The organism is Streptomyces sp. NPDC001914 (genome assembly GCF_042891215.1).
GTDB lineage: Bacteria > Actinomycetota > Actinomycetes > Streptomycetales > Streptomycetaceae > Streptomyces.
In genome coordinates, this window is record NZ_JBIASW010000004.1 from 544,243 (window position 1) to 569,457 (window position 25,215).

At 72.2% G+C, this 25,215-nt stretch carries 22 protein-coding genes and 1 riboswitch; of the genes, 5 read left to right on the plus strand and 17 right to left on the minus strand.

What is annotated here, in order from left to right; translation table 11 throughout:
- Positions 1-216 precede the first annotated feature (216 nt).
- Positions 217-2,316: a DUF1996 domain-containing protein gene (locus ACFYYF_RS14915; protein ID WP_388775453.1), complete on the minus strand. Its 2,100-nt coding sequence runs from the start codon at positions 2,314-2,316 to the stop codon at positions 217-219.
- Between the two features lie 362 nt (positions 2,317-2,678).
- On the opposite strand from ACFYYF_RS14915, the gene ACFYYF_RS14920 reads away from it, so the two are divergent.
- Positions 2,679-3,908, plus strand: coding sequence for a PP2C family protein-serine/threonine phosphatase (locus tag ACFYYF_RS14920; protein WP_388775455.1), 1,230 nt, complete (start codon positions 2,679-2,681; stop codon positions 3,906-3,908).
- 87 nt (positions 3,909-3,995) lie between these two features.
- Here the strand turns inward: ACFYYF_RS14920 and ACFYYF_RS14925 are convergent, their stop codons facing one another.
- The 4 genes from ACFYYF_RS14925 to ACFYYF_RS14940 form a co-directional block, all read right to left on the minus strand.
- Positions 3,996-4,577 (minus strand): hypothetical protein, encoded by a 582-nt coding sequence (locus ACFYYF_RS14925; protein ID WP_388775457.1) that lies wholly within the window; start codon positions 4,575-4,577, stop codon positions 3,996-3,998.
- A gap of 269 nt (positions 4,578-4,846) precedes the next feature.
- Entirely contained in the window at positions 4,847-5,773 is a 927-nt protein-coding gene (locus ACFYYF_RS14930; RefSeq protein ID WP_388775459.1) for a hypothetical protein, read from the minus strand.
- Between the two features lie 125 nt (positions 5,774-5,898).
- Positions 5,899-7,074, minus strand: a complete 1,176-nt coding sequence (locus tag ACFYYF_RS14935) for a DUF2306 domain-containing protein (RefSeq protein ID WP_388775462.1) — start codon at positions 7,072-7,074, stop codon at positions 5,899-5,901.
- An 84-nt stretch (positions 7,075-7,158) separates the two neighbouring features.
- Positions 7,159-7,689: a helix-turn-helix transcriptional regulator gene (locus ACFYYF_RS14940; protein WP_361680423.1), complete on the minus strand. Its 531-nt coding sequence runs from the start codon at positions 7,687-7,689 to the stop codon at positions 7,159-7,161.
- A gap of 210 nt (positions 7,690-7,899) precedes the next feature.
- On the opposite strand from ACFYYF_RS14940, the gene ACFYYF_RS14945 reads away from it, so the two are divergent.
- On the plus strand, positions 7,900-8,217 hold the full coding sequence (locus ACFYYF_RS14945; protein WP_361680426.1) for a hypothetical protein: 318 nt from the start codon (positions 7,900-7,902) through the stop codon (positions 8,215-8,217).
- Between the two features lie 134 nt (positions 8,218-8,351).
- Here the strand turns inward: ACFYYF_RS14945 and ACFYYF_RS14950 are convergent, their stop codons facing one another.
- From ACFYYF_RS14950 to ACFYYF_RS14970, 5 genes are all read right to left on the minus strand, one after another.
- On the minus strand, positions 8,352-10,493 hold the full coding sequence (locus ACFYYF_RS14950) for an NlpC/P60 family protein (RefSeq protein ID WP_388775466.1): 2,142 nt from the start codon (positions 10,491-10,493) through the stop codon (positions 8,352-8,354).
- 7 nt (positions 10,494-10,500) lie between these two features.
- Positions 10,501-10,672: riboswitch (cyclic di-AMP (ydaO/yuaA leader) on the minus strand.
- A gap of 780 nt (positions 10,673-11,452) precedes the next feature.
- The gene (locus ACFYYF_RS14955) at positions 11,453-12,199 is read right to left on the minus strand and encodes an alpha/beta hydrolase (protein WP_388775468.1); all 747 of its coding nucleotides are present in this window, start codon (positions 12,197-12,199) and stop codon (positions 11,453-11,455) included.
- An 85-nt stretch (positions 12,200-12,284) separates the two neighbouring features.
- Positions 12,285-12,458: a hypothetical protein gene (locus ACFYYF_RS14960; protein ID WP_361680436.1), complete on the minus strand. Its 174-nt coding sequence runs from the start codon at positions 12,456-12,458 to the stop codon at positions 12,285-12,287.
- 127 nt (positions 12,459-12,585) lie between these two features.
- Positions 12,586-13,290 (minus strand): beta-glucanase, encoded by a 705-nt coding sequence (locus ACFYYF_RS14965; RefSeq protein WP_361680439.1) that lies wholly within the window; start codon positions 13,288-13,290, stop codon positions 12,586-12,588.
- Between the two features lie 277 nt (positions 13,291-13,567).
- Positions 13,568-13,942, minus strand: coding sequence for a VOC family protein (locus tag ACFYYF_RS14970; RefSeq protein WP_361680442.1), 375 nt, complete (start codon positions 13,940-13,942; stop codon positions 13,568-13,570).
- A gap of 231 nt (positions 13,943-14,173) precedes the next feature.
- On the opposite strand from ACFYYF_RS14970, the gene ACFYYF_RS14975 reads away from it, so the two are divergent.
- On the plus strand, positions 14,174-14,767 hold the full coding sequence (locus ACFYYF_RS14975) for a DinB family protein (protein ID WP_388775470.1): 594 nt from the start codon (positions 14,174-14,176) through the stop codon (positions 14,765-14,767).
- 60 nt (positions 14,768-14,827) lie between these two features.
- Here ACFYYF_RS14975 and ACFYYF_RS14980 read toward each other — a convergent pair whose 3' ends face one another.
- Both ACFYYF_RS14980 and ACFYYF_RS14985 read right to left on the minus strand, forming a co-directional pair.
- Positions 14,828-15,391 (minus strand): exonuclease domain-containing protein, encoded by a 564-nt coding sequence (locus tag ACFYYF_RS14980; RefSeq protein ID WP_388775473.1) that lies wholly within the window; start codon positions 15,389-15,391, stop codon positions 14,828-14,830.
- A 103-nt stretch (positions 15,392-15,494) separates the two neighbouring features.
- On the minus strand, positions 15,495-15,950 hold the full coding sequence (locus ACFYYF_RS14985) for a MarR family transcriptional regulator (RefSeq protein ID WP_361680451.1): 456 nt from the start codon (positions 15,948-15,950) through the stop codon (positions 15,495-15,497).
- Positions 15,951-16,141: 191 nt separating this feature from the next.
- Here ACFYYF_RS14985 and ACFYYF_RS14990 point away from each other — a divergent pair, with 191 nt between their 5' ends.
- Positions 16,142-17,596, plus strand: a complete 1,455-nt coding sequence (locus ACFYYF_RS14990; RefSeq protein WP_388775477.1) for an MFS transporter — start codon at positions 16,142-16,144, stop codon at positions 17,594-17,596.
- A gap of 61 nt (positions 17,597-17,657) precedes the next feature.
- Here ACFYYF_RS14990 and ACFYYF_RS14995 read toward each other — a convergent pair whose 3' ends face one another.
- Positions 17,658-18,281, minus strand: coding sequence for a GNAT family N-acetyltransferase (locus ACFYYF_RS14995; RefSeq protein ID WP_361680457.1), 624 nt, complete (start codon positions 18,279-18,281; stop codon positions 17,658-17,660).
- A 152-nt stretch (positions 18,282-18,433) separates the two neighbouring features.
- Here ACFYYF_RS14995 and ACFYYF_RS15000 point away from each other — a divergent pair, with 152 nt between their 5' ends.
- Entirely contained in the window at positions 18,434-20,707 is a 2,274-nt protein-coding gene (locus ACFYYF_RS15000) for an FUSC family protein (protein ID WP_388775479.1), read from the plus strand.
- A gap of 14 nt (positions 20,708-20,721) precedes the next feature.
- On the opposite strand, the gene ACFYYF_RS15005 is transcribed toward ACFYYF_RS15000, so the two are convergent.
- The 4 genes from ACFYYF_RS15005 to ACFYYF_RS15020 form a co-directional block, all read right to left on the minus strand.
- Positions 20,722-21,162, minus strand: a complete 441-nt coding sequence (locus ACFYYF_RS15005) for an Lrp/AsnC family transcriptional regulator (protein WP_361680460.1) — start codon at positions 21,160-21,162, stop codon at positions 20,722-20,724.
- 44 nt (positions 21,163-21,206) lie between these two features.
- Entirely contained in the window at positions 21,207-22,556 is a 1,350-nt protein-coding gene (locus ACFYYF_RS15010) for a transaminase (RefSeq protein WP_388775484.1), read from the minus strand.
- A 211-nt stretch (positions 22,557-22,767) separates the two neighbouring features.
- Positions 22,768-23,847: a dipeptidase gene (locus tag ACFYYF_RS15015; RefSeq protein ID WP_388775486.1), complete on the minus strand. Its 1,080-nt coding sequence runs from the start codon at positions 23,845-23,847 to the stop codon at positions 22,768-22,770.
- Positions 23,844-25,196 (minus strand): amidohydrolase family protein, encoded by a 1,353-nt coding sequence (locus tag ACFYYF_RS15020; RefSeq protein WP_388775488.1) that lies wholly within the window; start codon positions 25,194-25,196, stop codon positions 23,844-23,846. The genes ACFYYF_RS15015 and ACFYYF_RS15020 overlap by 4 nt, the downstream gene beginning before the upstream one ends.
- Positions 25,197-25,215: the final 19 nt, after the last annotated feature.

Below are 25,215 nucleotides of genomic sequence, written 5' to 3' on the forward strand. Positions count from 1 at the left end.
ATATTCCGGGTCCAACCCCCTCCTTGTGTTTATGGGGCCCCCCCCGCGGGGCGGGGGGGCCGGCCGGCCCCCGCCGGGGGGGGGCGGCGCCCCCCCCCCCCCCCCCCCCCCCCCCCTCGAACTCGTCGTTCCCCACTCGTCCGTCAGGACGCGTCCGGCGGGTTTAGTCCGTCAGGACTCGACCGTCAGGGCGCCTCCCGTGGCGGACGGTCCGTGTCACCCGTAGGTGCGACGGATCCGGTAGAGCACGAAGATGCCGGCCAGGACGAAGATCCCGCCGATCACGCCCGGCCACAGGTTCGCGCCGGTCTCGGCGAGCCCCCCGGTCCCGACCGCCTGCGGCTCGATCCCCGAAGTGGCCGGCGGGTAGGACTCGGCCGGGGGCTGCGTCTGCGCGGGCGTCCCCACCTCTCCGCCCTGGTCGTCGCCCGAGGTCTCCCGCGGCGAGGACGTCACGTCGGACTTGGGCTCCACCGTGGCGGCGGGCGCGTCGTCCCCGGCCGGCTCGGTGGGCTCGGCGGTCTGACCGCCGCCGTTGTCCCCGGAGTCGTCTCCGCCCTTGCCGTCGTCACCGGAGTCGTCTCCGCCGTTGCCGTCGGACGGGTCGTCCGCGGTGGGCGCCGGCTCCTCGGAGGGGTTCTCGGACGGGTTCGGGTCAGCCTCCGACGGGTTCGGGTCGACGCTCTCCGACGGGTTCGGGTCCGCCTCGGACGGGTTCGGGTCGGCGGTCTGCGACGGCTCGTCGGTGGCCGGCGGGTCGTCCTGCTGCCCGCCCCCGTTGCCTCCGCCGTTGTTGCCGCCCCCGTCACCGGCACCCGCGCCGCACTTCTTGCCGCTGTTGATGCAGTCGACCACGTTGTTCATGGTGCCTTCGTCGAAGACGTTGATGAAGTCGCCGTGGTCCGTGATCGGCTTGTGCAGGTTCTCGGGGAAGGAGTCCACCGCGAACAGCGGCGAGGTACGGCCACCGTCCTGGAGGCTCGGCGCGTCGATGTCGTAGACGATGCGCTGCACCAACTGCGGAATGGCCTTGAAGTTGCCGGGGCAGTTGCCCTGGGCGTCCGCGAAGGCCACGTGGGTGCGGTGGTTGGCGCTGTCGATGTTCGCGCCGTCCCAGCAGCTCTGGAACTTGAAGGTGCGCACCACGTCGCTGCCCTGCGGGCAGAGCGGGTACTTGTCCTTCAACTGCCGGTCCTCGAAACCGGTGCAGCTCCAGGAGGCGTTGGCGTTCGCGGGCCCGTTGACGAAGGCCTTGGCGTCGCCGGTGATGATGCGCAGCAGCCGGGGCATGGCCGTGACCTTGCTGCGCGGGTTGCCGACGAAGGTCAGCGTGACCTGCTTGGGCGTGACGATCTTGCCGGAGTTGCCCTCGGTCCCGCCTCCGGGGGCGCCCGCGTCGCGCTCCTGGGTCCCGTCCTGGAGGCGCACCACGGGCCAGTAGTACGAGGACTTGTCGCCCTTGTCCGCACAGGAGGTGTCGGCCTTGCTCAGGTCGTCGTCACTGGCGAACGCGGTGTTGGACTGGTTGCCGATGTAGTCGTGGAAGTGGTGGGCGCCGTTGGTGACACCGGGAGCCACGATCACGTTGTCCGAGTTGAACAGGCCGTTCGCGTTCACTCCGCAGCTGGAGGCGAACTCGCCCCGGGAGGCGTCGGCCTGGGGCTGCGGGTTCTGCACGTTGGGCTGGACGGACTTGATGTCCGCGTAGTCGGCGGCGACGGGACCGTTGCCGGCCGGGGCGCCGCCCGCCTGCTGGCCGCCCTGGTTCTGGGGCGCGCCACTGGCGCTCGGCGACGCGCCGCCCTGGTTCGGCGGCGCGGTGTTCTGGCCGGTGTCGGCCCCGGTGCCGGGCTGGTTGCCGGAGGGCCGCAGGGTGCAGGCCGCGAAACCGTCGAGCCCGCTCGGCGGGTCGCCCGCGGCGTCGATGGCGGCCACGATGCGGCCGATCGACTCGGCTCGCTTCTCCTTCAGCGGATTCATGACGGCATCGGCGCCGCTGTCGCCGTTCTGCTGCATCTGGTCGGCCTGGGCCTGGAGTTGCCGGTACGCCTCGGCGATCTGCTGGTCCAGGTCCGCGAGTTCCTTGTCGACGCCCTCCTTCGCGGCGTCCGGGACCGTCTTCAACTGGTCGCCGACGTCGGGGCAGTCGATGGTGGCGGAGCCGGCGGACAGGACGTTCGCCTCCGTCGCGCCGGTCTCGGTCGCCGATGCGTAGACGTTGACTCCTACGAGTCCGCCTCCGCCCAGTATCAGTGCGAAAGCTGCAGAGGTCGCGCGGCGTGCGCCCGTTGGGCGTCTGCGCTTGTTGCGTCCCAAGGTGGTGCTCCTACGCGTCGTGGTCGGCTCGACATGGAAATCCCCCGGCCCTATACGCACACGGGTCGCGTTGTGTTCAGCCGTGTCTCGAATTCACAGAGACCCCGTATGGAGCAACTGCCCCAGGACGCTTCGGTGAAGGCCGGAAAGCGGCTCTCACCGGCGCACCGGGCACGGCGAGGCCGGTCCGAACGCTTCTGCGGTTGCACCGGGCCCGGACCGGTGGCCTGATGGGAACACTGCACCACGGGTGTGCCCTGGGCATGGCCCCGGCCATGCCCAGGGCCGGTGGGACAGGGCAGGGTGCTCCGCCGCTTTCGCCGTGGGCACGGCCAGGGCGGCGGCGTGAGGCGGGTGAACCGATGGCGGGAGCGGAGATCGACTTCCGCGGTGTCTTCCACGCCCTGCCCGGCATGGTCGCCCTGCTCACCCCGGACATGGTCTTCGTGGACGCCAACGACGACTACCTCAGCAACTCCGGGCGCTCCCTGGAGCAGCTGGTCGGCCGGTATCTCTTCGACGTGTTTCCCGACCGGCCGGGCGACCCCGCCGCCACCGGGATGCGGAACCTGGAGGCGTCCCTGCGCCGGGTGGTGGCGTCCGGGGAGCGCGACAGCATGGCCCTGCAGCGCTATGACGTGCAGTCCCCGGACCGGCCGGGTGTCTGGGAGGAGCGGTACTGGAGCCCGGTCAATTCCCCCGTGCTCCGGGAGGACGGCACCGTGGCGCTGGTGGTGCACCGGGTGGAGGAGGTCACCGAGTTCATCCGCGCCCGCGGCGGGATGGAGCAGGGCGACCGGAGCCCGGTGCTGGAGGCCGAGTTGTTCACACGGACCCGTGAACTCCAGGAGCTCAACGACCGCCTGCGGCGCGCCCACGCCCGTGAGCGGGAGGTCGCCGTCGCCCTCCAGGACGCGCTGCTGCCCTCACCGGACCAGACGGGACCGCACCACGCGGCCGTGCGCTACCGGCCGGCCACGCGTTCGCTGAACGTGTGCGGGGACTGGTACGACCTGGTGGCGCTGAGCGACGGGCGGATGGCGGTCGCGGTGGGCGACGTCGTGGGGCACGGGCTCTCCGCCGCCTGTGTCATGGGCCAGTTGCGCAGTGCCCTGAGCGCGGCCTCCCGGGCCGCCGAAGGTCCCGCGCGCGCTCTCGAGGTGCTCGGACTGTACGCGCGTTCCGTCGACGGCGCCGAGTCCACCACGGCGGTGACGGCCTGGATCGACTGGGAGACCCACACCATCAGGTACAGCAGCGCCGGGCATCCCCCGCCGGCCCTCCTGCGCGGCGACGGGAGCGTGGAGTTCCTGGACGGGGCGACGGACCCGCCGCTGGGAGCCCGGCCGGAGCACGTGGAGCGCCCCGAGGCCGCGACGGACTTCGCGGCGGGCGACACCCTGGTCCTGTACACCGACGGTCTGATCGAACGCCGCACCGAGGACATCGACGTGGGCCTCGGACGCCTCGCCGCCGCGCTGACCCGGCACCGGCGGGCCGAGCCCGAGACGCTCGCCGACGCCCTGCTGTCGGACCTGCTCCCGCCCGGTGGCGTCACCGACGACACGGCGCTGGTGATCCTGCCGCTGTGAGCCCGCCCGGCTCCGGAACGGCTGCGGCGCCCCGGGGCCGGGCGACGGCCCCGGCCGCCGACCCGCGGGGACGGCCGCCGGAGGGCGTCACGCGCCGGTGCCCGCCGGGGTGAGGCGGTGGGAGCGGACGACCGCGAGCACACAGCCGGCAAGGAGGGCGAAGGCCAGTGCGGCCAGGGCGCGCAGCGGCCCCGTCGTCACCGGTCCGGTGGCCAGGGCATGGGGCGGCATCCGCCCCTCGGGGTCGTAGACGACCGCGAGGACGTCCCCCGGCCGGGTGGTCCGCCCGCATCCCCGCAGGACACGGACCTTGACCGGTGCGCCGTCCCGGGTCACCACCGAGCAGCGGAAGCGGGTGCGGCCCGCGCCCCCGTTCCCCTCGCCCCCGACGGACGTGACGACCATGGGCGCCACCCGTTCGCCGTCCACCGGCACCAGGTCCGCCGCGGCCTGCGGAGCCTGGAGGGCGAGGCACACGCCGAGGGCCGCGACGATGCCGACCAGCGCCCGCCCCGCCCGCAGGCGGACCAGGTGCAGGACGAGGATCCCGGCGCAGACGAGTCCCGCCTCACCGCTCACCAGGACGGGTGCTCCGGTCCGGTCGCCGGCGACCCCCGCGCCGACGATCGATCCGGCCCCCAGCACCCCGACGAGAAGCCCCTCCCCCATCAGCCTCCGGGGCGGCCATCCGACGAACTCGGCGGGACCCCACACCGTGCTCCGCAGGTACTCCGTCAGGTCTGTCTCCTGGACGGGCGGAGGACGACGCCACCGGCGCATAGCTGTACCACCCCCGGCAACGTTCCTCGTCGGTCGACGCCTCGTATCGTGCCGCCCGCGCGCCGACCGCGGCCCTGCCTCCGTCCGGAACAGATGACGCGGACAACGTTTCCGGGAGTCGGCAGCCAAGCCCGCTCCGTCTCCCGGGCCGTCGCGTCTCAGCTCTCGGCGGCCCGGTCCTGCCGGGGTGGTGCCACCGGGGACCGCGCCAGCAGGACTCGGCCGCTGAGGCCCGCCATCAGGAGTCCCGCCACCATGGCGACGAGGCAAAGGGCGGGCCCCGAGGACCAGTTGACGGCGGAGGCGCGGCAGGCCAGTACGACGGCCAGGGCGACGGCGGTGCCGGGCAGGGCGATCAGGGCCGGGCCGGTGCGGCCGAGGTCGTCCTCGGCGAGCGCTCCGAGGACGCCGACGCCGAGGGCCAGCGCCCACACCCCGAGCGCCTGCGCGTCGGCGCGGCCGACACTCCACGGCACGAAGTCGGCCCAGAAACCGGGCCGTACGAGCAGGCCCGTACCGATGCCGAGCCAGGCCGAACCCAGCACGGCGAGCGCGGGTTTCGACCAGCCGGGCAGCGGAGCACCGCCCGGACCCGGCGGGTGTCCGGGGGTGAGGTACTGCCAGGCCAGCGCGATCAGGGCGCACACGCACAGCGCGCCGAGCACGAAGAGCCAGCCGAGGCTGAACAGCACCGGGACGATGGAGCCGCCCCGGGCGATGTACAGCTGCCCCGCGTTGAGCAGGCTCACCGTGAACAGGCCGACCAGCACCACGGCCAGCGGAAGGACGAGCGAGCGGGCCTCGTGCCAGACGCGGACCCGGTTCAGCGCGAACAGGCCGGGCGCCGTGCCAAGCATGGCCGCGCCGATCAGTCCCGGAGTCAGCGACTCCGGGGAATGCCAGGCGCCGAAGACGTGACCGGTGAGCGCCACGGCCGCCAGCAGGCCGCCGACGAGGACGCTGACCACGGCGACCGCGGTGGCCAGCATCGCCACTCCGGCGGTCAGCGGCCGCCCGCCCGCGGCGAGGGACGTGGGGTGCGCCGGGACGTCGTCGGTCCGGGGCGCGTCGGATGCGTTCGACATGAGGATTCCGTTTCCGGACGAGGGGCGCGACGGGGTGGACGACACGGTGCGGTGCACGGTCGACGCGGTGGACGAGTCGACCCGGGGACGAGTCGACCGCGGGCGAGGAGAAGCCGGAGCAGGGGCTACGGGACCGGTGCCGACAGGCGTCCGGCCGAACCGGGCGCCGGCAGGGCCCTCTTGAGGACCTCCCGTGCGTACATGACGCGGGCGCTCACCATCAGGGTCGCGGCGAACGCCATCACGCCCCAGCCGATCGCCGCCCCCGCGGCCAGCGCCGTGAGCCCGTCGAGCCCCAGCGACCGTTCGAAGAGCGGGGCGGCCCCGACCGACAGCACCGGCGCCAGGCACAGGGCCACCCAGTGCAGACGCCACTCCTCACGCGCCCAGAGGCGGCCCTCACGGCCCGCGTGCCGCGCGCGCAGTGCCGTCACCGCGTACGTGAGGGCGTACGGCAGCAGATAGGCGAGCAGGAGCCTGCGCCCCTGGGTGCCGTGCTCCAGCGTGCCGCGCGCGATCCAGGCCAGCGCGGCCGCCCCGACGACGTGCGCGAGGGCCAGGACGGGCACGGGCGCCCAGGACCCGGAGACCCCGGAGACCTTCGGGCGCCGGTCCAGGGAACGCGAGGCGATCAGGGCGCCGAAGGAGACGACGGAGCCCAGGTGCATGGTGGCGAGCTGGTTGATCTCGGCCATGGACAGTCCGGGCAGGAGCAGCGGCAGGCCACCCCACTCGAACCGGAGCAGTGGCGCGGTCATCAGGAAGCCGTAGCACAGCAGCATCCAGCGCTGGTGCAGGTCGGGGAACCCGCCGACGGCGGCGAGCACGCCGAACGTCACGCTCATCACGGTGCCCACCAGGATGGTCGCGAGCACGATCCAGAACGCGGCGCCGCTGAAGGCGTCCTCGGGTGCCGTGCGCGCCAGATACAGGGCGGCGCCCGCCATCGAGGCGTACACGGTGAGCGCGAAGACGACGCCCAGGGCCCGGTGCAGCCGTACGCGCCGCCGTACGGCGGTGAGCACCTGCGCGGGGCCCAGCAGCATCAGCACACCGCCGAGGACGGAGTGCACGATCATCGGGACGAGGCTGTGGCGGTACGGCCCGATCCGGGTGGCCAGCGCGTCGGCGACGTAACGCGGTGAGACCACGTGGGCCAGGATCCACTCACCGAACGCGGGCGCGCCGGGGCGCGCGTACGGCCACAGCTCGGTCATCGCGATCGGCGCGTAGCCCACGCACACGGCCGACACGGCGACGACGGCGAAGCGGCGCCAGGTGGTGCCCGTTGGACGGCGCACGACGGCTCCCTGCCCATGGCCGCGACCCGGCCATCGATAGTCTCGTTTGGACTATCGAGACGGTAGGGCCGTCCACCGCCGGGGTCAACGGTCCGGCGCGTCCTCGTCCCGGCGCTGCACCCACCGCCAGAAGTCGATCATCATGCGTTCGTACCGGATTCCGAACTCCAGCGCGTCCCGCTGCCCGCGCGTCAGCAATTCGCCCACGGTCTCGGCGAGTTCCTCGTACTCACCGAGGGTCCGGCGGTGCTCGTCGAGCTGTACGGGGCCGAGCACGTCGGGCTCGCCGCCGAACCACAGCTTGAGGATGCCGCGCTCGCGGGCCTCCACCGGGACGAACGCGGGGTCGTCGAGCCAGCCCCGCAGGGCGCTCCGGCCCTGGTCCGTCAGCGTCAGCACCCTGCGGTTGCGGCCGCTCTCCTGGCGTACCTGGGACAGCATCCCGGCGTCGAGGAGACGGTCGCACTGCGCGTACACCTGCGCGTGCGGCACCGACCAGAAGGGCGCGACCGTCCGCGCCGCCTCCCCCTTGACGTCGTACGCGCTGGCCTCGCCCAGCTTGTCGATGATGCCGAGGACGAGGTACGAGGCGGTGGTCAACCTAGCGTCAGCCATGGGCCGACCGTATCGCCACGCGATCACCGCGCGGCAGGGACCGCCGGACCCGGTCACCGCACGGCGGGCGGCGCCGGACGCACGGCCGCCGCACGTCGGGCTCCGTCCGACGCGAAGAAGATCCGGGTGCCCGGCACAATGCGGGGTATACGGGCGATCACACAACCGACCGCACTTCAGGCCCGCGCGCCGGCCGCACTAGGAGCTCCTGTGACCACCTACGTCATCACCGTTCCCGGGACGTTCGTCCACGGCCTCCCGGACGCCTCCCGGGCCGACGTGGAACGCAGGCTTCGCCCCCAGGACCCGCAGAACACGGACCTGGGCGAGAGCGAGGAACTGAGCCTGCTGACCGTCGACGAGGACAACCGGTTCTCCGTACGGCTGGAGGTCGAGGCCGCGGACCGGAAGAGCGCCGAGGCCGAGGCGGTGCGGCTCGTCTCCGGTGCGCTCCTGGACAGCGGTCTGTCCGCGGACGACGCGCCGCTGGGTCCCGCCGCCGTCACGGGGATCGACAGCGAGTTCTGACGGCCGGCGCCGCGGCACCGCTGCGGCGCCTTCACCGAGGACCACCCTCCGGACGGCCGCCGGTACGCCCCGGACGGCCGTACGCCCCGCGGGCCGGGACCGGTCAACGGCCTCCGGGGCATACGGGCGGCGGCTCAGACCGGACGGACGACGCTGTGGATGGCCGCCTGTCCGACGGACTCGACGGACTCCTCGCTGATGCGCGCTCCGGGACTCGGCGCGTGGACCATCATGCCGTCGCCCACGTAGAGACCGACGTGGCTCACGTTGGCGTGGAAGAAGACCAGGTCACCCGGCTGGATGGCGCCGAGGTCGACCGCCGGGCCGGCCTGTGCCTGCTCCTGCGTCGACCGGGGGAGCATGACCCCGGCGCTCTTCCAGGCCGCCTGGGTGAGACCGGAGGGGTCGTACGAACCGGGTCCGGACGCCCCCCACACGCACGGGCTGCCGATCTGAGCGCGGGCGAAGGCCACCGCCTCGGCGGCCCGGCTGTCCGGAGCGGCGGCCGGCGGAGCCACGGCCTGCGGGGCGGCCGCTCCGGCGACGAGGCTGTCGATGTCGAAGCCCGGGTTCGCGTCGACGGTCCCGGGAGCGGCGGGCCACGTCTGCTGCTGGGCCGCCGGCCGCAACGACTGCCGCCAGGCGTCGTCGGCCTGCGGAGGCGCCGGCTGGTTCACCGGAGGCATCGGGGCCGACGCGTACGCGGCCTGGGGCGGCGCGGACTCGTACGCGGGCGCCTGCGGCACCGGCTCAGTGACCGGCGGCATCGGCGGGGCCGCCTGGTACGCGGCGGGACGCGGCGCCGTCTCGTACGCCGGGGGCTGGGGCGCCGGTTCGTTCACCGGCGGCATCGGCGCCGGCTGATACCCGCTGGGGCGGGTCGGCTTGTCGTACGAGAGGGGCAGGAGCACGGACGTGTACTCGGGGGCCGGGGCCGGCGCTTCGTAGCCGGGGGGCAGGATGACCGCCTTGGACTCCACGGCCGGAGGCGGCGCCGACTCGTACACCTGGGGCATGGAGCCCGTGTCGAAGACCTGGGGCGCGGGCGCCGCCTGGAACGCGGCGGCCTGGGGCACCGCCTCGTACGGCGCGGGCTGGGGCGCCGCCTGGAACGCGGGCGCCTGAGCGACCGACGGGAACGAACCGGTCTGGCCGACCGAGGGGAACGAGCCCGTCTGACCCACCGACGGGAATGAACCGGTCTGAGCGGTGGACGGCAACGCGGCGGTCTGAGGAGCCGCCTGGAACGGCGCGGCCTGAGGGACCGACGGGAACGAACCGGTCTGGGCGACCGAGGGGAAGGTGCCCGTCTGAGCGACCGAGGGGAACGAGCCCGACTGGCCCACGGACGGGAACGAGCCCGTCTGACCCACCGACGGGAACGAACCCGAATCGCCCACCGCCGGGAACGAACCCGTCTGACCCACCGACGGGAACGAACCGGTCTGGCCCACCGACGGGAACGAACCCGTCTGAGCGGCCGACGGGAACGCCGCGGCCTGCTGAGGTGGCGGGAAGGACGGCAGCTGGGGCTCCGGCGTCGGCCGGTACTCGATCGCCGGCATCTGCGCGACGGGCATGCCCTGCCGTGCGGCGTGCCGCGCCATCAGCTCCCGCGCGGCGGCGAGCTTGAGCCGGGCACTCTGCTTCTTGAGGTGCGACGAGACCTTCTGGGGCGCGCCCGCCGGGGCGGCTCCGGCACGGAGCGCCGCACGGACCTCCGTGCGGGGGCCCGGTACCGCCGGGGCGCCACCGGCCATGGGCCCGGTCATGGAACCGGTCATGGAACCGGTCATCGGCCCGGCCGTCGGACCCGCGGTCAGCTCCAGCGCGGGGCGCGCGGCCGGCTCCGAGGCCGGACCGGCGGTCAGTTCGAGCACCGGGGCGGCCGTCAACTCGGCCACCGGCCGCACGAGCTGCTCCAGCTCGTAAAGCGTCGGAAGGTCCGACGAGGATCCCTTGGGCCCCTGCGGAACGGCCTTCGGACGGGCACCTCCGCCACCGCGCTCCGACTGCCTGTCGGCCGGGAGCGACGCCGGAGCAGAGGGCCCGAACCGGGACCGCGCCCCGTCGAACCACTGCCGCATCAGATCGTCCTGGGCGGCGTCGGAAACGCCACTCCCCTGACCCGCGCTCCCCCGGCCCGGCCTGCGGGCGGAATTCGCCGAGGCGCGGGTCCCGTTGAAGTTTCCGGTGGCGAGCTCCGCCTGGTCGTAGAGGGACGAGAGCCGTCGGGCGACTTCCTCGCGGCTGGGCGGGGTGCGTTCCGGCGCCATGGAGTGGTGCTCCTTCCGTCGTCCGCCTACCGGGTTAGCTGTCGGGTTCGGGCGGACGATTCCGGAAGGTATGCCCTACGACCCCTGCCCCGAAAGGCAGTTGGCCGATTCACCCCAGGTTCGGTGGGTCCCCGGCTCCCGCTGCCGCGTGGACAGGCAGGACTCGGCGGAGGCCGCGCCGCCCGGCGAGCTTCGCCGGAGGGAGTCGGGCGGCCTGGTCGCCAACTTAGCCATGTTGTGCACCGGATGTGAAGATCCACGTCCCAGATGTCCGATACATTTTCGTGACCTTCATCGCACCACCCCGCAGCGCGACGGTGAGGACACGGGCCGTGCTCGAAAAGGCGGCTGAGCACGGTCGTTGGGGCGATCCGGGCCCGTCCGCAGGTCCGCCGTCGACCCGAACTCCCGCGCGGCGGCCCCGCACCGCTTCGTCCTGATTACGTTCGGAGCGGACGGATCCGACCCTTCCGGGGTCTCGGGCCGGTGGGCCGGCCATCCCGGATGTGTCGGAAGTGTGCACAGAACTGGCTTTCCCTGGCACGTCGTTCAACATCGACGGCGCCCGCTGGTCACACCTTGACCGGTTCTGGCCGAGCTGGCCGGATCACCGCTGCGACCACGTGCCGCCCGTACGGTCGAGGCACGTCAGACCACGCGAGCGAGTCGAGGATCCCCACGTGCACGATGCGCCGATCTATGCCCAACTGATCTCCGAACGCGGCGACATACCGACGCTCGTGCGAAGCGAAGCACGTCGGCTGCAGCGCGACTTCGAGTGGATTCTGAGCTGGGATCCTTCGACGGGCGCCCCGCTACCCTCGTCCGCCTCCCGGCAGGCGTCCTCCGGCACTCGCCGCCCCTTCTCCCCCACCCCCGACCCCGACGACCGTCTCGACACACCCGGCCCCTGACCGACGGCCACCCCGGTGGACAGGGCACGGCGGGCCGGGCAGGTTCTAGAGAACGCCGGGTTCGCCACCGGACCGTTCGGCGGGAAGCGGGTCGAGCCCACCGCCGATCCGGGTGACCAGATCGGCCACCGTCGTACCCGTGGCCCGGTGCCAGGTCCGCGCGCGGCGGAGCATCGCGTGGTCACCTCCCTCGACCCGCACGGCGCTCGCGGAGGAACCCGCCGCCGCGGCCCGGCGCACGAGGGCGAACGACGCCGCCGGGTCGGTGATCCGGTCCCGGTCCCCGTGAAGCACGATCACGCGTTTGTCCCGGAGGTGGGCCACCGGCTCACCCTCCGGGCACCAGGGCGCCAGCGCCACCACGGCCCGGACCTGCGGTGCGGCGGCGGCCCGCAGAGCGGCGCGCCCGCCCATCGAGTGGCCCACGAGCACGACCGGCACCTCGCCGACCAGAGCGGTGAGTTCGTCCAGTGCCCGCAGGACGTCGGCGACGGGGTCGGCGTCCGCGCCGTTCCATCCCCGGTAGCGGTAAAGCACCTGCCCGACGAACGCGCCCTCGTCCGGCAGGGCCCGCGTCACGGAGCGCACGAACGGCCGCATCCGGGCGCGCGCCACGTTCCACGGCCGCAAGGGGGCCTTGCTGTCCGCGGCGCCGCCGTGAAGGATCAGTACGGCGACACGCGCCGGACCCGTCTCGGCAAGGGCGGCGCGACACGGCCGCAGCGCGACGGGAGCTCCCGTCGCTCCGGACCGGGACACGTCGTCGGCGGACATCCCCGCAGAGCCTCGCATGACGCCCCTCCACCTCACGGCGCTCTCCACGCCTCGCACGGACCGTGAGGGGGATCGTCTCATCGGCCGCGGGCCCGCCCCAAGCTCACTCCGGGGGCTCGGGCCGCGCACGGTGGCCGTTGCGCCACTCCTGGTAGTAGCGCCAGAGGCGGGCCGCCTGCGGGCACCGCCCCGCCTCCCGCTGACACGTACGGCAGTTGCCGACGTGACTGACGTAGGCGGTCTCGGGGGCGTCTCGCCCCGGCTGCGGATTCGGCATGACCCTCGGCACCTGTCGGCACGACGCGCACCGGCGCAGCGTCGCTTCTGATGCCGTACTTCCGCTCCAGGGCCCCCGGCGGATGCACCCGCACGGACGCACCTGCCGGGACATCCCCCTTCTGGTGTCAGTCGAGGAGGTCGACCTCGTACTCCTCCGTCGCGGGGAAGGGTCTGCCGACCGGGGGCCTGCGGACTGTCAGCCGGGCCACCTCGTAGTCCATCTCGGAGACCTCGGGAGGCGGCGGCGGGTGGTAACGCCCGGCGCAGACGGAGAGGTTGACGATGAGATAGGCGTGCCAGGACCTGCCCACTCCGCGCCGGTCGTCGAAGGCCCGGATCCCGTTGACCCACCACACGACCCGCAGGGCGCCGAACTCGACCACGAGGTCGACCCAGGCACCCGGCTGGATCGCGGGGTTCCGGTAGTAGCGGTGGGTGTTGCGTACGTGGTTGGAGAGCTCCAGCAGATCGGGGTTGTCGGGGTGATACTCGAAGACGTCGATCTCCTGCCCGCCGTCCCGCCAGGTCCAGATCGCCGGCCAGGCCCCGATCACCGTCGGCAGCTTGACCCGCGCCTCCAGCACGTCGCCCGTACGGACCATGAAGCCGTCCGCGCTGCCCTCGGTGGTGAGGAGGCCCGCGTTCCAGTCGCCGTCCCGGCGCCGAGTGGCCCGGAAACGGCCCGTACGGCAGTAGGCGGGGTCGGTCACCAGATGGTCGAGTTTGCCGTCGTCCGGGTTGACCGGACCGCCGTCGGGATAGGCCCAGGAATGGCCGGCGACCCATTGGCGGGTCGAGGCGAAATCCGCCGTGAAGACGACATCGGACACGCGGCACTCCTCGATGACGGCGTTTCGCGTACGTCCAGGTTCTCCCCAAGCCCCGGACATCAACGCCCTGTTCGCCCCAACCCGCCACAAAACAACCCATCGGGGTGAACCGGCCGTACTCCGGCGCGCGACGCCTTCCGCGCGCGGCGCCCGGACACCCGGCCCCCGCTCCCCTCACAGAGCGCGGCGCGCCCCCACGCACCTGCCCGGCCGACAGCCCGGCCGGGCGCCGCGTCCCGCGGTCCCGACCGGGCTCCCTGCGCCGGCCCTTGTCCTCCTAGAGGTACGGGCGGGTGATCAGCTCGATGGCGTGGCCGGCCGGGTCCTTGAAGTACACGCCTCGGCCGCCGTGTTCGTCGTTGATCTCCCCGGGGCGCCGCATCTGCGGGTCGGCCCAGTGCTCGACGCCGTCGGCGCGGAGCCGTCCGTACGCCCGGTCGAAGAGCTCGTCGTCGATCAGGAACGCGTAGTGCTGCATCTGGATGTCCACCGGAGGCTCGGCGAACTGCAGCAGCACGCCGTCCGTGAGCTGGACATTGATGAACGGCCCCCAGGACGGCGCTTCCGGCAGCTCCAGCAGTTCCCGGAAGAAGCGGGCCGACTCCTGGCGGTCCTTGGCTGCGACGATGGTGTGATTGAAGGTGACTGTCATACGGCTTGACCTCGGCAGTGCTCGGCACGGAAGACGGACTCACGGTGCTCGGGCTCCGGGAGGTCCACGCGCCGGACAGCGGCGGCGCCTTCGGCGCGCCCACCGCGCGATCAGTCGTCCACCGGATTGCCGATCCGTGTATGGCGAGACGCCGGTCCGGTATTCACGCCGGTGACGCTACTTGATCCGACAAGCCGCGACAACGCCCCCGGGGACGGCAGACTGGACCTCATGACGTCACCGGATCCCAAGGCCGACCTCCACCGCTACCTGCAGTCGGCTCGCGACGCCCTGGTCTGGAAGCTCGACGGTCTCTCGGAGTACGACATCCGCCGCCCGTTCACCCCGACCGGGACCAACCTCCTCGGCCTGGTCAAGCACGTGGCCACCATCGAACTCGGCTATCTCGGAGACACCTTCGGACGGCCGTCCGGCGAGCCGCTGCCCTGGCTGGAGGACATCCACGAGACGAACGGGGACATGTGGGCCACCGCCGACGAGACACGCGCGTTCGTCGTCGGGCTCTACCGCCGGGCCTGGGCGCACGCGGACGCGACGATCGCGGCGCTGCCGCTGGAGACGACCGGCACGGTGCCGTGGTGGCCCGCCGGGAAGAACGAGGTGACGTTGCATCACGCGGTCGTCCGCGTGATCGCCGACACCCAGCGGCACGCCGGGCACGCCGACATCATCCGCGAACTCATGGACGGATCGGCCGGGTTGAGCGAGGACAACGACAGCCTGATGCCGGGCGACTCGGCCCGGTGGGAGAACTACCGGGCACGGCTGGAGCAGGCGGCCCGGGACGCCGACAAGAACGGCTGACGCCGCACCCCCGTCCGCCTGGCCGGGATCCGGGTGGCCGGGATCCGGGTGGCCGGGCCGTCAGTCGCCCGGCCAGGCGCCGCGCCCCGCCAGGTCGAGGACGAGTGCGGCGATGTTCCACGCGTCGTCCTCACCCCGGTGGTGCCGCCCTTCCAGGGGCAGTTCGGCGAGGCGCAGGGCCTGTGCCATGCCGGGGCGCCTCCGCAGCCGGTGGGCGTCGGTGAAGACCGCCTTGGCGTTGGTGTGCCGGTGCCCGAAGGGGTAGGCCGTGCCCGTGGCGGCGCACTGGCGGGTGAACTGATGACGGTCGTAGTCGCCCCAGCTCGCCCACGGCCGCTCCCCCGCAGCGTGCTTCGAGGCCAACTCGCGGCAGGCCTCGGCGAATCCGAGTCCCTGCTGGACCTCGTCCTGCGTCAGGCCGGTGAGTTCGGTGCAGAAGGCGCTGACGGTCGACCGCGCGGGCCTGACCAGAAGGCGGTGCTTCTCCACCCTGACGCCCTCGTCCAGGTCGACGACCGTCAGGCCGATCTCGATGATCTCGTTGACCGCTCCGGGCGGAGGCGGTCCCTCCCAGCAGGTCGCCTCGACATCGACGACGTTCAGCAGTCCCCCGGTTTTTTTCATGCGGGCGAGCGTAGAGCGCCGCGCGTGACCCTGTCGCCGGGTTTTCCGCTCCGGCCGGGCCGTCCGGCACGAGGTGCCGGCGCCGCGGCGGCCGGGCCTCGGGTCACGGGCGCGGCCAGGGGCGGCCGCCGATGCGCTCGATGTCCGCGTTGAAGCGCCGCAGATAGGAGGCGAACGCGGCGATGTCCTCCTCGGGCCAGTCGGCCATGACGCGGTCCAGCGAGTCGATGAGCCCCTGCCGCTCCTTGTCGAGGAGCCGCGCTCCTTCGTCGGTGATGCGGAACTTGCGGGCCATGCCGCCGTCGGGGTCGGGGATGCGCTCGACGAGCCCGGCCCGCATCGCCGCGGCGGTCTGCCGGTTGAGGGTGGAGGCGTCGAGGCCGAAGGCGTCGCTCAGCTCACCGATCGACATCGGCCCCTGGATCCGGATCCGGCTGAGGAGGATGTAGGCGCTGCGCTCCAGGACGCCGTCCTTGGTACGGCCGCCCCGGTGGTTCATCCATCCATGGCGGCTGAGCAGCATCTGCTCGTACTCGACCTCGTGTGTGGGCCTGACCATCCGCCTGCCGCCTCCCGCCGTCACCTGGGCCGCGCGTCCCGCGTACATCGGTACGGCCCGCCTCCATGTTCCCACACCGCGTGCACAGGCCACATCACGTGCATAAACCACATCACGTGCGCGATACATAGGACATGTACGATGCACATCCCTTAGCCCGCAGACAGACAGATCCCCCCGAGGAGTCCCTGATGGACGCCCCCCAGCCTTCCGCCCGAGCGGGCGGTGTGGTCGCCACGCTCGCCTTCGCCGGCACCGTGGCGGCGATCATGCAGACGCTGGTCACTCCGCTCATCGCCGAGCTGCCCCAGATCCTGCACACCACCCCCGCGAACTCCGCCTGGGTCATCACCGTCACGCTCCTGGTCGCGGCCGTCTGCGTCCCGGTCTCCGGGCGGCTGGGCGACCTGGTGGGCAAGCGGCGGATGCTGCTCGTCTGCTCCGTCCCGCTCGTGGCCGGCTCGGTCGTGTGCGCGCTCTCCTCGTCCGTCGTCCCGATGATCGTCGGACGAGGTCTGCAGGGCATGGGCATGGGCATGGTGCCGCTGGGCATCGCCCTGCTGCGGGACGTGGTTCCGGCGGAGAGGCTGAGCTCGTCCATCGCGCTGGTCAGCGCCTCGATGGGGATCGGCGGCGGCCTGGGCCTGCCCATTTCCGCCGCGGTCGCCCAGTACGCGAACTGGCGCGTCCTCTTCTGGGGCTCGGCCGCGCTGGCCGTCCTCATCGGGACGCTGATCTGGTTCCTCGTCCCGGACGTGCCGGCCAGCGCCAAGGGTCAGCGCTTCGACATCCTCGGCGCGCTCGGACTCGGTGCCGGCCTCGTCTGCCTGCTCCTCGGCGTCTCCAAGGGCGCCGACTGGGGCTGGGGTTCCGCGACGACGCTCGGGCTGTTCGTCGCGGCCGTCGTGGTCCTGCTCGCCTGGGGCGCGTGGGAGATGCGCACCAAGGACCCGCTGATCGACCTGCGCACCACCGCCCGCCCCCGGGTCCTGCTCACCAACGTCGCCTCGATCTTCGTCGGCTTCGGCATGTACGCGAGCATGCTGATCATCCCGCAGCTTCTGCAGTTCCCCGAGGCCACCGGCTACGGCCTGGGCCAGTCGATGCTCGCGGCGGGTCTGTGGATGGCACCCGGCGGCATCATGATGATGATCGTCTCCCCGCTCGGCGGGAAACTGACGGACGCGCGCGGCCCCAAGTTCACGCTGATCTGCGGCGTCCTCGTCATCGCCCTCGGATACGGACTGTCGCTGGTCCTCATGAGCTCGGCCTGGGGTCTCATGGTGACCTGCATGGTCATCAACAGCGGCGTCGGCCTCGCCTACGGTTCGATGCCGGCCCTGATCATGAGTTCGGTGCCGCTCGCCGAGACCGCCGCCGCGAACGGCTTCAACACGCTGATGCGCTCACTGGGGACCTCGGTCGGCGCGGCGGTCATCGGCGTCGTCCTCGCCCAGATGACGACGAGCATGGCGGGCTACTCCTTCACCTCCGAGGGCGGCTTCCGCACCGGCCTGATCGTCGGTGGCTGCGTCGCCCTGGTGGCCGCGGCCGTCGCCGCCGTCATCCCGGCCGCCCACGCCGCCGCCGGGGACGACAGGACCGGCCCGGCGGCCACGCCCGAAGCGGCCACGGCCACGCGCTGAGACGCAGCACTCCCGCACCGGTTCCGGCGGCTCCCGTCCGCCGCAACCGGTGCGTCGGCGTTCACGCCACCGCGGTCGGCCTGCCCAGGTAGGTGAGCGGTCCCGGGTCGTCGACCGGAATCTCGTGGAAACCGAGCCGGTCGTAGAACGCGCGGGCCGGTTTGTTCTCGGTGACCATGCCCAGGTGGACCGCCGGAACCCCGCGGTCGTGCAGCGCGGTCAGGAAGGTGTTCATCAGCGCCCTGCCGTACCCGCGCCGCTGGTAGCCGGGCAGCAGGTCGATGTGCAGGTGCGCCGGATAGCCGGCGAGTTCGGGCAGGATCATGCGCTCGGGCGTGTGCAGCAGCCCGACCATCACCTCACTGGGCGTGCCGGGCGCCGTCGTGGGTTCGGGATAGCGGTGCGCGACCCGGGGGATCCAGGTGTCGCGGAACCGGGCGACGAAGTCCGCGGTGTCGCCGGTGCCGACGACATAGCCGACGGCCCGGCCGCTCCCGTCGTCGAGTACGAAGGCCAGTCCGGGCTCCAGATGGCAGTAGGGCGCGGCGAAGAGCGTCGGCATCAGCTCCTCGTCGGGATACAGGGCACGGGAATCGCCGCCGAGGTCGGCGGTGCTCACGCACACGTCCGCGACGGCGGCGCGGTCGGCGGGCCGGTAGGAACGAATGGTCGGCACTGGGTTCATGTGCGGCATCCTGACCTCTTGGGAGCGCTCCCACAAGAGGGGGGCGGGCTCGCCTCCGTACCGGGGCGCCCGGGCACCGAACGGCAGGGGGCGCCGCTTGATGCGATGCTGAAGTACCGGATCATGACCTGGGAGCAGGGAACGACGGCAGCGTGAGGACAGTGACACCCCCGAACCGCGCGGCGATCTGGAACCGGTTCGTGGCATCCGACCCGGGCCTGCTGCGGCTCATGGCCGGGCTGCGGACCGTCGGCGCGATCGCCCTCACCCTCGTCGTCCTCGGCATGATGGGATCCGGTCCCAGCCGGATGGTGACCGGGGCGATGACCGCCATGGTCGCCACGTTCTCCATCAAGGAGAAGCACCGGGGCGAACAGGCCGTCACCCTGGCTCTCGGGCTGCCCGTGGCCGTCGTCGCCATGTCGCTGGGCGCGCTGCTGAAGGGCCACACGGTCGCGGGCGACGCGTGTTTCATCGCCCTGATCTTCGCCGCGGTCTACTGCCGCCGGTACGGCGAGCGCGGTACGGCACTCGGGCTGATCGCCTTCCAGATCTACTTCCTGTCCCTGTTCGGCGGAGCGACGTACTCCGCCCTTCCCGAGCTCTGGGCGACGCTGGCCATCGGCTTCGTCTGCAGCGCCGTGGTGCGCTTCGCCGTGATCGCCGAGTCGACCGAACGGGTCCTGAGACGGCTGCGCAAGGCGTTCCGGGCGCGCGTCGCCCGGTTGGTGTCCGTCCAGATCGACCTGCTCGACGCCGGCAACGACGACGTCGAGAAGGCCCTGGACGACGTACGACTGCACACCGCGCGGCTGCACGAGAGCGCGATGATGATCCAGGACCGGCTGGACGAGGGGACCGCCGACCGCGCGACCGCCTCGCTGCTGCAGCGGCGGGTCGCCGAGACCGAGATCGCCGCGGAACGGCTCGGCATCCTCATTCTGACCGCGCGCAGCGCCGAACAGGCCGACACGCTCGCCCTGCATCTGCCGCACGCGCCGCTGCCCGCCGCCGGGGACCGGCTCCGCAAGCAGGACGACACCATCGCCACGCTGCACCGCGATCTCGAAGCACTTCAGGTGCTCGTCGCGGGCCCGGTCTCGGGTGAGCGCGGCGCCGGGGTGGCCCAGCTGCGCAACCGTCTGCTCGGCTACCGGGACGAGAAGAACCTGCCGCAGGCTCCGGCGGCCGTGCAGGACGTGTTCCGCGGCATCGGGGAGGCGACGCGCGCGGCCCTCGGACTGCGGCTGGCGCTCGACGGCCCCCAGGACGAGTCCGACGACTCCCCCGAGACGAAACGCTCCCGCGAGGAACTGGACGCCGAGGACGCCTCCATCGCCGCCGAGGAGGGCGAGGAGGAGGAGCCGAACCCCACGGGTCTCGACCGGCCGACGACCCGGGCGGCCGTGCAGGTCTCGGTGGGGTCGACCCTCGCCATCGTCGGCGGGGAACTGCTCTCCCCGCAGCGGTGGTACTGGGCGGTGCTGACCTGCTGGGTCGTCTTCCTGAACACCGCCTCGACCGGGGAGATCCTGGTCAAGGGCTACCGCCGGCTGTTGGGGACGGTCCTCGGCGTGGTCGCGGGTGTCCTGCTCGCGGGTGTGGTCGGCAGCCACACCTGGACCGCCTTCACGCTGGTCCTGCTGCTCATCTTCGCCATGTACTTCACCGCCCCGGTGTCGTACGTCCTGATGTCCTTCTTCGTGACGGCGATGCTGGGACTGCTGTACACGGTGCTCAACACCTACAGCCCGGCGGTGCTCGTCCTGCGGATCGAGGAGACGGCGCTCGGCGCGATCTGCGGGATGGTCGCGGCCGTCGTGGTCCTGCCGGTGCAGACCGACCGCCGTACGGACGAACTCCTCGCGACCGTGCTCGTCCGGCTCGGGGACGTCAGCGGCGCGGCGGTGGAACAGCTCAGCGGCGGAGTCGCCCTCGATCTGCTGGACAAGGCACGCGAGCTGGACGTGGCCCTGGACAAGCTGCGGGGCTCCACCAAACCGCTGACCCATCCGATCACTCCATGGCGGGCCCGCCGGCAGAACGCCCGCTACATCGTCGCCCTGCTGGAGACGTGCGCCTATCACGCGCGGTCCCTCGCGGCGACGGCCGAACTGCTCCCCTACAGCAGGTCGGTCGCGGCGGACCCCCGGCTCAAACTGGCGGGCCGCCGGATCGGCCACAACATCGACGTCCTCGTGGCCCGGGTGGCGGCGGACGCCGGGGACGGCGTCGCGGAGACCGGGGCGAGCCTCGCGGCCATGCTGGAGCCGGACACGCAGGACTCGCCGCGGCACGACCGCGTCACGGGCCGGGTGCTGCGCCATCTGCAGCGCCTCGACGAGGGCGTGATCGGTCTGGCCCGTCCGCTGGGGGTGCGGATCTCGACACCCGGCAAGAAGCCGGCCCGGAGCGCGGCACGCTAGGACTGTGGCGGTGCTCAGCCCACGTTCCACAGGAACCGGTGCGTGTGGATCCCGAAGTAGGGGAACGACTGCACCTGCCGGACGCCCTCGATCTGCCGTACGACGTCGTTGACGAAGTCCAGCAGATCGCGCGGTCCGGGGCAGACGACCTCGGCGAAGAGATCGAAGCCGCCCGAGGTCAGCACCTGGTAGACGACCTCGGGCCGCTCGGCGAGCGTGTCGGCGACCGCTCGCGGATCACCGTCCACGGCGATGCCGAGCAGGGCCATCGCCTGTCCGCCCATGCCCATGGGGTCGGTGACACCGACGACCTGGACCGCCTGCGAGTCGAGCAGGCGCTGCAGTCGCTGGCGGGCAGCCGAGGCGGACAGCCCCACCTTGGGGCCGAGTTCGGCATAGGCGATACGGCCGTCGATCTGCAGTTCCCGCAGGATGGCCCGGTCGATCTCGTCCATGCTGTTCCTCTCCGCCCGGCAGGGTCCAAGATTATCGGCGCCGCTCAGCCGGCCAGTTCGGCCAGGGCGGCGGCGAAGACCTCGGTGTGCCGGTCCACGTCCTGTTCGGTGGTCACCGGGCACATGAGCGCCATGTTGTGGAACGGGGTCAGCAGGATGCCCCGGTTGGCGAGGTACAGGTGGAGGAAGTCCTCCAGCTCGGTGTCGGCCACCGCGGCCGATTCCGTTCCGGTGCGCGGGGCGGGGTCGGCGAACCGGTATTCCGTACGGGCTCCGAGCCGGCTCACCGACCACGGCAGCCCCCAGGCGTCGATGCCCGCCCGCACCCCGGCCTCGAAGCGTTCGGAGAGCTTCGCCATCGCGCTGAACGCGGCGTCGGTGAGGACGTGTTCCAGGGTGGCGCGCGTCGCCGCCGTGGAGAGGGCGTTTCCGGCGAGGGTGCCGCCGACGCCGCCCATGTCCACCAGGTCCAGATCGGCGCGGCCCAGCAGTTTGTCGGCGAGTTCGGCGGAGAGCCCGTACGCCCCGGCCGGGATGCCTCCGCCGATCGCCTTGCCGATGGTGAGCATGTCCGGCTCCAGGCCCCACGCGGCGGTGCAGCCGCCGGGACCGGCGGAGAAGGTGTGCGTCTCGTCGTTGATGAGCAGGGTTCCGTACTGACGCGTCAGGGCGCGGACGCCTTCCAGGTAGCCCGGCTCGGGCAGCACGATGCCGATGTTGGTGAGCGCGGGCTCCATGAGGACGGCGGCGACGTCGCCGTGGGCGAGCTCGCGTTCCAGCTGCTCCAGGTCGTTGAACTCCGCGACACGGCTGGTGAGGGTGACGTCGCAGGGCGCTCCGACGTTTCCGGGGCGGGCGGCGCCGTGGCCGTCCGGGCCGACGACGATCAGCGACTCGTCGACGCTGCCGTGGTAGCTGTAGCTGTTCACCAGGATCTTCGGGCGTCCGGTGACCGCCCGCGCCAGGCGGATGGACCAGCGGTTGGCGTCGGTCGCGGTGAGCGAGAAGCTCCAGCGCGCGAGTCCGAAGCGGCGGGTCAGTTCGGCGCCCACCCATTCCGCGTCCTCGGTGGGCAGCATCGCGGTCGCGCCGCCGCTGTCGGCGAACCGGGCCCGTACCGCCTCGGCGACCACCTCGGGCGAGTGACCGGCCATGGCGCCGGTGTCGCCGAGACAGAAGTCGATGTACTCGTGACCGTCGATGTCGGTGACGCGGGCGCCGCGGGCGCTGTCCAGATAGCGCGGGAAGGCCCCCGCGGTCTTGTTCATCCAGGTCATCGGGACCCTGCCGAACAGGTGCTCGGCACGCTCGTACGCGGCCCTCGACCGCGGGTTCCGACGCTCGGCCTCGGCGCTCTCACGAGCCAGGAGCTGTGTGAGTCGAGTGCGGTCCATCGAGGGCTCCTCTGTCCGTGGATGCGATCACCGAGCTCGGTCGACGACGTGTCGACGAGCGCGTACGGCGAGCGAATACAGCCAGAGTACGAACGTATGCGGCATCAAATCAAGATCTGACGCTCGATTCGACTGCATGGACAACTGATTCGAGCGCCTAGGGTGCTCGAATCAGTTGTCACCCGTGTCGAATCCACGGGACGGGGTCCCGCTACCGAGGGACCTCCGGGGTCCACACCCGGTCGGCGTAGTCCAGGAAGTTCCTGCCGAGGATCTTCTCGATGCGCTCCGAGGTGTAGCCGCGCCGCTCCAGCAGGCGGACGAGTTCCCGGAACTGGTCCACTCCGCGCAGGTCGAGCACGAAGGGAAGCGTGTCGTCGCGCTCCCCCGTCGCGCCGACCCCCGCCTGGCGACGCAGGGCCACGTGCTCGGCCAGATGCGCGCGGTAGGTGTCGAGGTCGTCGATGGACGTCACGGTCCCGTCGGTGCCGATGCCGACGGCGTCCTCGCCGCACACGTCGACCGCGTGGACGATGTGTTCCACGACGTCGGCGGCCGACGCGTGACCCGACACGTTCAGGTACGGCATGAAGTAGATGCCCACGAAGCCGCCGCGCGAGGCCACCAGACGCAGTTCCTCGTCCGTCTTGTTGCGCGGGAGGTCGGCGATCGCGCGGCAGCCGGTGTGGTTGATCGACACCGGGAGCCGCGCCGCCTTGGCCGCCTCCAGGCAGGTGCGCTCGCCGCTGTGCGAGAGGTCGACCATCAGACGGTGCTCGTCCAGGGCCTCCACGACGCTCCGGCCGAAGTCGGTCAGCCCCCGGTTCTCCGGGGCCATGGAGCCGTCACCGATGTGGTTGGCCTGGTTGTACGTGAGCTGGACGACCCGGACACCGAGATCGGCGAAGGTGCCGACGCGCCCGACGTCGTCGCCCACCGCGACGGCGTTCTGGAAGCCGTAGATGACACCGATCCGGCGCTCCGCGCGGGCCCGGTGGATGTCCGCGACCGTGGTGACCTTCAGGAGGTCGGCCGCGTTGTCCCGGATGATCCCGTCCCAGACGGCGATCTCGTGCAGCGTGTGCTCGTACGGCGGCAGATCGCCCATCGTGTAGCCGAGGGTGATGTTGACGGCGGTGAGTCCGGAGGCGTGGGCGTCGGCCAGCGTGCGGGCGTCGACGGTCATCTGCTCGCTGGAGGGGTTGAGCTGCGCGGCGGCCTCGGCCGACTGGGGGGCGTTCGGATTGTCGAGCTGCCCGAGCGCGTTGATGATCATGGGAAGGTCGGTCATCGGGTCTCCTCGGCGGGGTGGGTCGGGGCGGCGGAGCCGGGGGCGGTGCCGTCGAAGTCCCGGCGCTCGAAGCGCCGGCCGCGCTTGACGGTCAGCGTGAGGCTCCGCAGATGCGCGATGTCCCGCAGCGGATCGTCCTCCAGGACCACGAAGTTCGCGAGCTTGCCCGCCTCGACGGTGCCCATGACGTCCTCGGCCCCGGCACTCCGGGCGCCGATCAGCGTGGCCGAGCGCAGCACCTGCGCGGGCGACATCCCGCAGCGGTCCACGAGGAAGGCCAGCTCGTCGTACAGGGCGGGGAAGGGGTCCTCGGCCGCGGTCTCGTAGTCCGTGCCGGTCGCGATCTCCACCCCGGCGCGGTGGGCCTGGGCGGTGAGCACGGCGGCGAGTTCGGTGTTCGACGCCGCGCGCGCGGCGTCCTCGGGGCCCTCGCCCGCCAGGGCCTCGCTCACCCACATGCCCGCGGTGGCGTCCAGGACGGTGCCCCGCTGCCGCATCAGGGCGAAGAGTTCCTCGACTCGCGGGTCGTCCCCGGCGGCGAACCGCTCGTAGTCGACCTTCGGCTTGGTCTTGTAGCTGGTCAGGGGCTCGTCGGTGCCCTCGAAGGCGAGCAGGGTGACGTGCGAGACGCTGTCCGCGCCGGCTTCGACGATCTCGCCGGGCGCGGCCGGGAAGACGGTGGCGTGGGCCCAGACGGGGATGCCCTGGCGGTGCGCCTCCGCGGTGATCGCGGCGACGGTGGTCCGGTCCAGGTCCGCGTACACCTTGATCGCGGAGGCGTGGGTGCCGCGTGCCAGAGCGACGGCGATCGGCAGGTCGGTGTCCTTCGTGACCGCCTGCATCCACGGAACGGCGCCGGGCGTCTCGCCCTGGGACACCTGGTGGGTGCGCGGGTCGTCGAAGAAGCCCGGTCCCGCCATCAACGCGGCGTAGCGGATGTCGGGGCCGGGGATCTCGCCGACGAGCGTCGCCCTCGCGAGGTCGCCCACCTGGCGCAGGTCGTCGGCCATGTCACGGATGGCCGTGACGCCGCTGTGGACGAGCCGGCGCAGCACCGCCTCGGCGACGGGCCGGTCGGGGGGCGTCGCGATGTGCTGGTGACTGTCGATCAGACCGGGGATGACGAAACGTCCGCCGAGGTCGAAGACCTGGGCGTCCGCGGGCAGGGTCTCGGCGATCACGGCGTCGTCGCCGACGGCGCGGATGACCGGGCCGTCGAGCACGATCGAGGTCGAGCTCCGGGCCGGAGCGCCGGTTCCGTCGAACAGTGTCGCGCCGCGGTAGACCGCGACGGTGCCCTTCACCGCGGGCGCGTGGGGGGCCGGTGCGCCCGAAGTCTCGTCCGTCATCTTCACCTCAGTAGTCGCC

What these genes read in the sequence shown, in the direction of transcription:
- ACFYYF_RS14930 (WP_388775459.1), bottom strand. Translation starts at nt 5,773, where the DNA reads ATGTCGAACGCATCCGACGCGCCCCGGACCGACGACGTCCCGGCGCAC.
- ACFYYF_RS14940 (WP_361680423.1), bottom strand. Translation starts at nt 7,689, where the DNA reads ATGGCTGACGCTAGGTTGACCACCGCCTCGTACCTCGTCCTCGGCATC.
- ACFYYF_RS14925 (WP_388775457.1), bottom strand. Translation starts at nt 4,577, where the DNA reads ATGGGGGAGGGGCTTCTCGTCGGGGTGCTGGGGGCCGGATCGATCGTC.
- ACFYYF_RS14985 (WP_361680451.1), bottom strand. Translation starts at nt 15,950, where the DNA reads ATGGTCAGGCCCACACACGAGGTCGAGTACGAGCAGATGCTGCTCAGC.
- ACFYYF_RS14970 (WP_361680442.1), bottom strand. Translation starts at nt 13,942, where the DNA reads ATGACAGTCACCTTCAATCACACCATCGTCGCAGCCAAGGACCGCCAG.
- ACFYYF_RS14995 (WP_361680457.1), bottom strand. Translation starts at nt 18,281, where the DNA reads ATGAACCCAGTGCCGACCATTCGTTCCTACCGGCCCGCCGACCGCGCC.
- ACFYYF_RS14990 (WP_388775477.1), top strand. Translation starts at nt 16,142, where the DNA reads ATGGACGCCCCCCAGCCTTCCGCCCGAGCGGGCGGTGTGGTCGCCACG.
- ACFYYF_RS14950 (WP_388775466.1), bottom strand. Translation starts at nt 10,493, where the DNA reads ATGGCGCCGGAACGCACCCCGCCCAGCCGCGAGGAAGTCGCCCGACGG.
- ACFYYF_RS15020 (WP_388775488.1), bottom strand. Translation starts at nt 25,196, where the DNA reads ATGACGGACGAGACTTCGGGCGCACCGGCCCCCCACGCGCCCGCGGTG.
- ACFYYF_RS15005 (WP_361680460.1), bottom strand. Translation starts at nt 21,162, where the DNA reads ATGGACGAGATCGACCGGGCCATCCTGCGGGAACTGCAGATCGACGGC.
- ACFYYF_RS14960 (WP_361680436.1), bottom strand. Translation starts at nt 12,458, where the DNA reads ATGCCGAATCCGCAGCCGGGGCGAGACGCCCCCGAGACCGCCTACGTC.
- ACFYYF_RS14975 (WP_388775470.1), top strand. Translation starts at nt 14,174, where the DNA reads ATGACGTCACCGGATCCCAAGGCCGACCTCCACCGCTACCTGCAGTCG.
- ACFYYF_RS15010 (WP_388775484.1), bottom strand. Translation starts at nt 22,556, where the DNA reads ATGGACCGCACTCGACTCACACAGCTCCTGGCTCGTGAGAGCGCCGAG.
- ACFYYF_RS14920 (WP_388775455.1), top strand. Translation starts at nt 2,679, where the DNA reads ATGGCGGGAGCGGAGATCGACTTCCGCGGTGTCTTCCACGCCCTGCCC.
- ACFYYF_RS15015 (WP_388775486.1), bottom strand. Translation starts at nt 23,847, where the DNA reads ATGACCGACCTTCCCATGATCATCAACGCGCTCGGGCAGCTCGACAAT.
- ACFYYF_RS14980 (WP_388775473.1), bottom strand. Translation starts at nt 15,391, where the DNA reads ATGAAAAAAACCGGGGGACTGCTGAACGTCGTCGATGTCGAGGCGACC.
- ACFYYF_RS14955 (WP_388775468.1), bottom strand. Translation starts at nt 12,199, where the DNA reads ATGCGAGGCTCTGCGGGGATGTCCGCCGACGACGTGTCCCGGTCCGGA.